We start from the raw sequence: 6,143 nt of genomic DNA, 5'->3' as shown, positions 1-6,143 counted from the left end.
CGGGATGTTTTTCCGTAGGTTTTTACCCCCGACCGCAATAAAAGGAAGGCCAGCAGGGGGCGGCCTAGCCCTAGCGCTTCCACCCGATCCGATGGCGTTCCTGCGTGGCCTGGTGCCGCGCATCGTCTTCCGCATGCAGGTAGGCGCTGGTCGTGGCGATGGACGCATGCCCGAAATTGTCCCTCACGAAGCGCAGGTCGACCTGCTGGTCGGTCATATGCGAGCCCGCGGTATGGCGCAGCCAGTGCGCCGAGGCGCCGGCCAGCACTTCGGCCCGGCTTTCCCAATCGGGTCCGCGCGCGCGCAGCCGCTCGGCGGCCAGCGCGAAGATTTCCTTGAGCACCAGATGCAGCGCGCCACGCGACAAGGGCTTTTCCTTGCCGATGATCGGTAGCAGGATCGGGCGATCCTCGCCTGGCAATGGTCTCGGCGCCAGGCCGTGGGCGCTGCGATAGCGCGCCAGCTCCACCATCAGCTCATCGGTGGCCGGCACCAGCCGCGTCTTGTCGCCCTTGCCCGTTACCTCCATCCACCAGCGCTCCAGGCCGTGGCTGTCACGGCGGCAGAAAAATGCCCCCATGCGCGTGCTGGCCACTTCCGCTGCCCGCAAGCCGCCGAGATACAGCACGGTGAGCAGCCAGCGGCAGCGCGCCGCGTGCAGCCGCTCGCGCTCGGTCGCAGCGTCGCGCGTCCCCGGCATGGCGTCGATGGCGTCCTTGACCGCTTGCCACATGTCGTGGCTCAGGTAGCGGGTGATGCGCGGCTTGGATGGGCTGCGCCGGCTGCGGGCCAGCGAGAGCGGGTTGCCGGCCAGGTAGCCGGCGTCGACCAGCCAGGCGAACAAGCCATTGAGGATCACCATGGTGTGGCGCGTGCTGACCGGGGAGAGCGGCCCGGCAAACGGCCGCCACCCTGGCGCGCCACGCGCGAGCTTCTTGCGCGACGCCATCACCCAGCGCGAGGCCGGCTGCGGATCGGCCAGGAAGCGCTCGTACCACAGCAAATCCTCATGCGTGAGCGACGACAGCGGCTTGCCGTGCTGCAGGACGGCCCATAGCAGCAAGCGCTCGGCCTCGCGCCGATAGCTTTGCAGGGTGGCGGGGGTGTCGGCGTACCGGGCCAGCCAGGCCGTCACGGCGGCCAGATCGTCGGCGGCCGAGATCTGCGGGGTGCCGCCGCGGGCCCGGTTGCTGCCGGCGGCGCCGGACAGCGCGGCGGGCAGGTGCAGGCGCTCGATCGGGGTGGCCGGCAAGGCGGTGAAGGCCGTGTGGGACAGCTGGCTGGATTCCATCGGTGCGGCGGGTGTCTTTTTCTCAAGGTGAGACATAATTATAGACAGAATTGTACTTATGTCTAAAGAACTGGCTTTTTATTCGATAATTTTACGTATTACGTAGTAATATTTTAGTAAATCGACGATGCCAATCCCCTGAACATGACCGCCAGCCCCGTATCCCCGCCGCCCATGCCCAGTGAGGCCGCTCCCGAAGCCCATCTCGCCGCCGACGTCGCTGCGCTGCGCGCGCAGTTCCCGGAGACCCGCGCGCTCTACCGCGAGGTCTGTGCCTTGCTGTTCTTCCGCTATGGCATCACGCCCACCGCCAACAAGCTCTACGGCCTGGTGCGCAAGGGCAGCATGGGCACGCCGACCGAGGTGCTGGCGCAGTTCTGGCAAGACCTGCGCGACAAGATGCACGTGACCATCGCGCACCCCGAGCTGCCGGACGCGCTCAAGGCGATCGCCGCCAATGCCGTGCAATCGATCTGGCAGGCTGCCAACGAGGCCGCCGCCGGCGAACTGGCCACGCTGCGGGCCGAAACGCGGCTGCAGGCGAGCGAGGCGGAGGCGCAGCGCGACCTGGCGCGGGCCGCGGTGGTGGTGGCTGAGCAGAAGACGGCGGCAGCGCAGGCTGAACTCGACGCGGCAGGGCAAGCGCGTGCGGCGCTGCAGGGGGAACTGGAGGCCGAGCGCCAGGCCCACGCGGCCGCGCAGGCGCGTCAGGAGGAAGGCCGGCGCCAGATCGAGGCGCTCGAGCGGCAACTGGGCGAGATGCATACGCAGTTCTCGGCGGACCTGGAACGTACCCGCGAGCAGGTGGCGGTGGCGCAGGAACGGGCCAGCGCCACCGAGCGCCGCGCGCTGCGCGAGATCGACCAGGAGCGTACGCTGCGACAGAAGGCCGAGCAGGCGGTGGCAGAATTGCGTGCTGAGCTGGCGGCGGTGCAGGCGAGGGCGCAGGACACGGCCGTGACCGGTGCCGAGGAACGGGCGCGCTTGCAGGCCGAGCGCGACACGCTCGGCCGCCTGTCGGCGCAGAGGGGGCAGGCGCTTGAGCATGGCGAGGCGGCACAGGCAGACCTGCGAGCCGAACTCGAAGCGGCGCTGCGGCGGGCCGAGCGCGCTGAAGTGGAGACCACTGCGATGCGCCGCCTGGTGTCGCCCAGGCGCCGGGCGCCGGCGACGCGCACCAAGTTCAGGCCCCGGCCGGCCTGAGGGGCGCTGGAGGTGTTGGATGGAATTTATCCACGGCGCGAGGGGACAAGACTGTGGACAAGCCGCTCGCAGGCTGAGGGCCGACGGCGTCAGCGGAGTTGAATAAAATTTAAGCAGCGAGGGCGACCACGTCCTCCCGCCGGCGCGGAATTCCGCCGGAACGCTGCCACAAGACGGCACCACGCAGGATCCGGCGCCGCCCCAAATCTCTTCACCTACACCATGTCAATCGAAATCGAGCGCGCGCAAGCGATCACCTGGATCCGCATCCAGATGGCCCAGCAAGGCCTGACCCTGTCCCACCTGCAGGCCGCGGGCTGCTTTGCCGAGCCGCCGCCGGCACCACCGCCTGGGGCGGTGCGCTACCGCAACGCGCAGGGGCAGGGCTGGGACGGCCGCGGCGCCATGCCGGAGTGGCTGCTGCGGGCAATTAATGCCGGGCAGACCGTGGAACATTTCCGGGTCTAGTGAAGGGATGGCCGGGATTTCCTAACGCTCGCTGAGGCAAATCGGGCAATTCAGCCGTATCGCCATGCGATTTATTGTTTTTGACCCTGAGATGCTGCGGCTTGCCGCCTCCCTGACGACGGTCACGGCGGTGGTCGAGATCGCCCTACGCAACGCGGTCTGCGACCGACTGACCGATCATTTTGGCGTCGCTCCCGCCGGCATTCCCCATGTGCAACTGTCCAAGGTTAGGCAGGCCGCGATCCCGGTCCCCATGGGGCAGGTGGTGGCGCAGCTGACCATGTATTTCTGGAAGCGCCTTTTCTGAGGCGACTACGACCACGCGCTGTGGAAGCCGGCGCTCAAGCGCGTCTTCCCGGACAAGTCGGTGTCGCGGGCGGCCGTGGCTAGCCATCTCGAATCGATCTACCAGACCCGCAACCGCATCACCCACCACGAGCCGGTCTATGGGCGCCGCCTCGCGCAGACCGAGACCGCGATCGAGTTCGTGGCGCGGCACCTCGGCGGCCGCGGGCAGGACGGCGCGACCCCGCTGGAGAAGCTGTTGCAACTGGAGATGGTGGAGTTGCAGAACCGGGCCGGCGAGATGCGGCGGCGACTGGATGCCCTACTGGCTGGGGCAGGCTAGTTGGGCAAGCCATGGGGCAGTTCAAGGTAGACTGCGCCTTAGCCCCAGGCTGGCTGCGGCGCGCGAGGGACGCCGGCCCGGTTCCACGCGGTGAGCACGGGACTAGAGTGCGTGCCGCTTGTCGGGTTCGCCGACATCGACTAGCCTGTTATCGACGTCGATTCTTCGCTGCGCTGCGATACCCATTTGATGCCAGAACGCTCGATCACCCGATATGGCAAGGCGCTGCAGCGCCTGCGCCAGGTCTTTTCCCCGTTGAACCTAGTGGCGGCGGCGTGGCTGATTGCAACATGGGCGTTCGCGGCGTTTCAGCTCGTGAGCGAGCGGGACCGCTTGCTGCACGACGCCGCGGAGCGTACCCAGGCGGAGGCCCGGGCGTTCGGCGCGTACTCGAAATCCAGCATCCTGCGGCTGTCCGAGTTCCTCCTCGACCTGCGGGCCAGTTGGCTGGTCGGCCAGCCGGGGTTCGTCGACATGGTGCGTGAGCGGGAGAACCTGGTGGTGGACCTGTCGTTCCAGGTGTCGGTGATCGACAAGCATGGCCTGCTCATCTACTCGTCCATCGCCCCGCCCGCGCCCGGCGAGAAGGTCGACCTGAGCGGGCGCGAGCATTTCCGGGTCCATCAGAATGCGGGCGGGCGCGACATGCTGTTCATCAGCGACCCGGTGAAGGGCAAGGTCTCGCGCAAATGGTCGATCCAGTTCACGCGTCCCATCCTGCGCGCGGGCAGCTTCGACGGGGTCATCGTGGTCTCGGTCAGTCCGGAGCAGTTCGCCAGCTTTGCGCAGACGTTCACTAACCGCGATGGCGAAGTGGCGTCGGTCATCAAGACTTCCGGCCAGGTCCTTGCGCGCGTGCCGGCCCTGGAGGGCGCGCTGGCCAGGGCGGTCAGCAGCAGGCCGTACCTCGCCAGCGAGTCGCCCCAGTCTGGTAGTTATCGGGCGGTGTCGGGCTCCGAAGGCGTGGAGCGGGTCTTCGGCTATTACCGTGCGCCGGAGTTCGGGCTCAATTTCGTGGTGGGCGAGTCGGTCGGCCTGGTGCTGGCGCCCTACGAGGTCTATCGCCGCGTTGCCTTGGCCGGTGCCATTGCTTCCACGCTGCTGCTTGGCCTGTTGTACTACAGCCTGCGCCGCTCCATGGGGGAGCGACGGCGCCATATGGAGGAGATGCGGCTGGCTTCGCTGGTCTATTCGTCCAGCAGCGAGGCCATGGTGGTGACGTCGCTCGATGGCACCATCATCGACGTGAATCCGGCCTTTGCCGCCGCCACTGGCTATAGGGTCGAGGAGGTCAAGGGCCGTTCGGGCTATAGCGTCAGCGGGGCAGGCAATGCGGCAGGGCTGGTCGAGCGCCTGCGGGCCACCGTGGCAGCCAAGGGCAGATGGAGCGGCGAATTGTCGATTCGCCGCAAGGACGGCAGCGAGTTTCCCGCCTACCTGACCGTGGATACCTACCTGGCCCACGCGTATGGCGAGCGCCGCCGCGTTGCGCTGATCCATGACATGACCGAGAAGCGCCAGGCGGAGGAAGTCATCCGGCACCAGGCGAATTTCGATGCGCTCACGGATCTGCCCAACCGCCGCCTGTTCTTCGACCGGCTGGAACAGGAGATCGAGCGTTCGCGCGGCACGCAGGATGTGCTGGCGCTGCTGTTCATCGACCTGGATCGCTTCAAGGAGGTGAACGATACCCTCGGCCACGACCAGGGAGACCTGTTGCTGCTGGAGGCGGCGCGGCGCATTGCGGCATCGGTGCGCGCGTCGGATACCGTGGCGCGGCTGGCCGGCGACGAATTCACCGTGATCCTGCCCGCGGTGGGCGATGCCGGCGTTGCCGGGGGCATTGCCCAGACGATCCTGGAGCGGATTGCCGCGCCTTACCGCCTGGCCGGCGAGCTAGTGGTGGTGTCGGCCAGCATCGGCGTGGCGACCTATCCCAAGGACGCCGACAACGCCGAGGCCCTGCTGGTGTGCGCCGACCAGGCGATGTTTGCCGCCAAGGAGGAGGGCCGCAATCGCTGGAAGGTCTTCACCCAGGCGCTGCTGCAGGCGGAGAGGGAGCGCTTGCGAATCACCCAGGACCTGCGCACGGCGCTGGCGTCCGGGCAGTTCGCGCTGCACTACCAGCCCATTGTCAATCTGCGCACGGGCAAGGTCTGCAAGGCCGAGGCCCTGATCCGCTGGGACCATCCGGTACGCGGGCCGATCCACCCGGCCGATTTCATTGCCGTTGCGGAGGAATCCGGCCTCATCATCGACATCGGCCGCTGGGTGCTGACGGAAGCGCTAAACCAGCTTGCGCGCTGGCAGGTGCTGCTGGGCAAGGGCTTCCAGATCTCGGTCAACAAATCACCAGTGGAGTTCTGCGCGCCTGCGAGCGGGCCCGAGTCCTGGTCCAGCATGATCGAGCGCAGGAACGTGCCGGTGGGCAGCCTCGTCATCGAGATCACCGAAGGCTCGCTGATGGAGCAGAATGCCGATGTCATGGACCAGCTCTCCCGCTTCCAGGCGGCCGGCATCGAGATCGCGCTCGACGACTTCGGCACCGGCTAC

Annotated in this window: 6 protein-coding genes; 5 read left to right on the top strand and 1 reads right to left on the bottom strand. The window is 67.4% G+C overall.

The annotated features are described in order from the left end of the window. Window positions 1-70: 70 nt before the first annotated feature. The gene (locus tag OR16_RS37820) at window positions 71-1,291 is read right to left on the bottom strand and encodes a tyrosine-type recombinase/integrase (protein ID WP_006164514.1); all 1,221 of its coding nucleotides are present in this window, start codon (window positions 1,289-1,291) and stop codon (window positions 71-73) included. A 144-nt stretch (window positions 1,292-1,435) separates the two neighbouring features. Between OR16_RS37820 and OR16_RS37815 the strand changes: the two genes are divergently transcribed. From OR16_RS37815 to OR16_RS37800, 5 genes are all read left to right on the top strand, one after another. Continuing rightward, window positions 1,436-2,494 (top strand): DNA-binding protein, encoded by a 1,059-nt coding sequence (locus tag OR16_RS37815; protein ID WP_006164513.1) that lies wholly within the window; start codon window positions 1,436-1,438, stop codon window positions 2,492-2,494. Window positions 2,495-2,716: 222 nt separating this feature from the next. Further along, window positions 2,717-2,962, top strand: coding sequence for an H-NS family nucleoid-associated regulatory protein (locus OR16_RS37810; RefSeq protein ID WP_006164512.1), 246 nt, complete (start codon window positions 2,717-2,719; stop codon window positions 2,960-2,962). A 91-nt stretch (window positions 2,963-3,053) separates the two neighbouring features. Beyond that, window positions 3,054-3,269, top strand: a complete 216-nt coding sequence (locus tag OR16_RS44775; protein ID WP_192816489.1) for a hypothetical protein — start codon at window positions 3,054-3,056, stop codon at window positions 3,267-3,269. Between the two features lie 75 nt (window positions 3,270-3,344). After that, complete coding sequence (locus OR16_RS44770; protein WP_192816488.1) at window positions 3,345-3,590, top strand: hypothetical protein; 246 nt, start codon at window positions 3,345-3,347, stop codon at window positions 3,588-3,590. 189 nt (window positions 3,591-3,779) lie between these two features. Further along, window positions 3,780-6,143: bifunctional diguanylate cyclase/phosphodiesterase (locus OR16_RS37800; RefSeq protein ID WP_006164509.1), on the top strand; the 2,364-nt coding region annotated here is incomplete at its 3' end.

The organism is Cupriavidus basilensis OR16, assembly GCF_000243095.1.
Taxonomy (GTDB): domain Bacteria; phylum Pseudomonadota; class Gammaproteobacteria; order Burkholderiales; family Burkholderiaceae; genus Cupriavidus; species Cupriavidus basilensis_D.
The sequence above is the reverse complement of the archived record's forward strand: the minus strand, read 5'-3'. Positions and strand labels throughout refer to the sequence as shown.